At 36.1% G+C, this 2,562-nt stretch carries 3 protein-coding genes; all 3 read right to left on the bottom strand.

Annotation, left to right across the window (positions count from 1 at the left end; all coding sequences use genetic code 11):
• Nucleotides 1-289: 289 nt before the first annotated feature.
• The 3 genes from efp to aroQ are packed head-to-tail and all read right to left on the bottom strand — an operon-like array spanning nucleotide 290 to nucleotide 2,389.
• Nucleotides 290-850: an elongation factor P gene (gene efp, locus ACOI1D_RS21270; protein ID WP_422504179.1), complete on the bottom strand. Its 561-nt coding sequence runs from the start codon at nucleotides 848-850 to the stop codon at nucleotides 290-292.
• Nucleotides 851-878: 28 nt separating this feature from the next.
• Nucleotides 879-1,940, bottom strand: coding sequence for a M24 family metallopeptidase (locus ACOI1D_RS21265; RefSeq protein WP_422504177.1), 1,062 nt, complete (start codon nucleotides 1,938-1,940; stop codon nucleotides 879-881).
• Complete coding sequence (gene aroQ / locus ACOI1D_RS21260; RefSeq protein ID WP_422504176.1) at nucleotides 1,940-2,389, bottom strand: type II 3-dehydroquinate dehydratase; 450 nt, start codon at nucleotides 2,387-2,389, stop codon at nucleotides 1,940-1,942. Before aroQ ends, ACOI1D_RS21265 begins: the two co-directional genes overlap by 1 nt.
• Nucleotides 2,390-2,562 lie beyond the last annotated feature (173 nt).

The following is a 2,562-nucleotide window of genomic DNA, read 5'->3' as shown; positions in this document are numbered from 1 at the left end:
GTTTATTGCCATATGACCTAGAAGGCACCGTATGAGATAAGGGAAACACGGAGCGTCAGTTGTGGGACGTTCGACTAATGTCGAACTGTTATCGCAAAGAGGCGCCTGAAGGGCAATGGGCGCTGGAGCTAGACGTGGCTCTTTAGGTATCTAGTTATCAACAGCCTTTGAAATCTATAGTTTCCTAAACAATAAATAAGAGCAGTCGTTTGACTGCTCTTTTTCATTGCTCTATAGTAATCATTCAAAATCAGGTATCTGTTTTGATAAGTATTAATGTGTTTAAAAACTACTGTGCTCTGGAAACATATTTCCCATCAGAAGTGTTAATTATTAAAACATCACCATTGTTAATGAAAAAAGGAACTTGAACGGTTATACCAGTTTCAAGTGTTGCAGATTTAGTTCCACCACTTGAAGTATCACCTTTCACGCCAGGCTCTGTCTCTGTTACCGCCAATTCAATTTTGTTAGGAAGGTCTACCCCAAGAATTTCTGAACCATGAGTTATTACTTGAACATCCATATTCTCTTTTATATATTTTAATTGTTGTTCAATTTGCTTCGCTTGTATATCTATTTGTTCATAGGTATTTGTGTCCATAAACGTATGTGCATCGCCTGAAGCATAAAGGTATTGCATTTTTTTATTTTCGATATGTGCTTTTTCTACCTTTTCCCCACCACGAAATGTTTTTTCCTGAATATTTCCGTTCCGCAGATTCCTTAGCTTCGATCTTACAAATGCAGCACCTTTACCTGGTTTCACATGTTGGAAATCCATTACCTGCCATAGATCATTATCCACTTCTATTGTCAAACCTGTTTTAAAATCGTTAACTGAAATCATTTCTTAAATCCTCCCTTTGTAACTATTCTTACAGCTGTATTAACTCTTTAGAAGCGTGTGTTAAACGTTCATAACCTGTCTCAGTAACTAGTATGTCATCTTCAATACGACAGCCACCAACGTTTTGAATATATATACCTGGTTCGACAGTAACAACCATGCCAGGCTCAAGCTTCATTTCTGACTTAACTGACAGCCCTGGCCCTTCATGGACTTCAAGCCCAATGCCATGTCCTGTTGAGTGGCCAAAATACTTCCCATAACCTTTTTCCTTTATATAATCACGTGTTATTGCATCAGCTTCTACCCCTGTTATACCAGGTTTTATACCTTCCACACCTTTTAATTGTGCTGTTAGTACGGTATTATAAATATCCTTTAATTCATCACTAATCTCACCCACTGCTACTGTGCGTGTAGTATCTGAGCAATACCCTTTGTAAAGCGCACCAAAATCAAGCGTTACCAATTCACCGCTTTCTATCCTTTTGTTAGTTGCAACACCATGTGGGAGTGCCGAGCGATAACCAGAAGCTACAATAATGTCAAAACTTGAAGAGGTTGCACCTTGCTTACGCATAAAAAATTCAAGTTCATTTGATACATCAATTTCTTTAACACCTGGTTTGATGAAACCTTTAATGTGTTCAAAAGCATCATCAGCAATTTTAGCAGCAGCTTTTAAAATTGTAATTTCCTCATTATTTTTGATTAAACGGATCTTTTCAACAAGACCACTAACTGGAATTAAATCTTTTTGAATTGTTTTATTGTAAATTTCATATGTTGCAAATGTCATATGATCTTTTTCAAAACCAACACGTGACACATCTAACTTGTCTAACTGATTACTAATTTCCTCAACTATGCTTTTTTTATGTTCTACTATTGTAAATTCGGTTGCTTGTTCATTGGCTTGCTCAGTATATCTAAAATCAGTTAAAAAAAGCGTATCATTCTTACTTATGATTGCTACTCCTGCTGTTCCGGTAAATCCTGTTATGTATCTTCTGTTGTATGGATTTGTAACAATAATTGCATCCAACTCATTGCTAGATAATGCCGCTCTTAGCTTTTCTATTTTTCCCATTAAAATCCCATTCCCTTCTGTCTATTTTCTAAAAATGCCATCGCTGCTAATTTATAGCCAGTTATACCCAAACCAACAATTTGACCATAACATACCGGTGCAAGTAAGGATTTATGCCTAAACTCCTCACGCTGATGGACGTTTGAAATATGTACTTCAATCACAGGGGTCTGAATTGCCTTAATAGTGTCACGAAGTGCTATACTGGTATGCGTATATGCAGCAGGGTTAAAAATAACACCATCAAACACTCCATTTGATTCTTGAAGCTTGTCAATTAACTCCCCTTCATGATTTGATTGAAAACATTCAAGTTTATAGCCTTTTTCCATCAAAAGGGTTCCTAAAGAGTTTTCAATATCCCCCAATGTAAAATCACCATAAATATCATTTTCTCTTTTACCTAACATATTTAGGTTGGGTCCATTCAATAACAACAATCGTTTCATGCAATCTCCCCTTAATAGGATTAGAAAACTTGGGTTATCACCATGCCTTAATGGCGGAAACCTTAGTTGCACTTACACAGTTATGGAAAGTATTTATACTTTTCTTACTGCTAACATCAGACTTTTCCATTTTATCATAAAAAAAGACTTATTAATAACGATAAGAAAATCAT

Origin of the sequence: Virgibacillus sp. DJP39 (genome assembly GCF_049310925.1) — a bacterium.
Lineage (GTDB): Bacteria > Bacillota > Bacilli > Bacillales > Amphibacillaceae > Virgibacillus_F.
The sequence above is the reverse complement of the archived record's forward strand: the minus strand, read 5'-3'. Positions and strand labels throughout refer to the sequence as shown.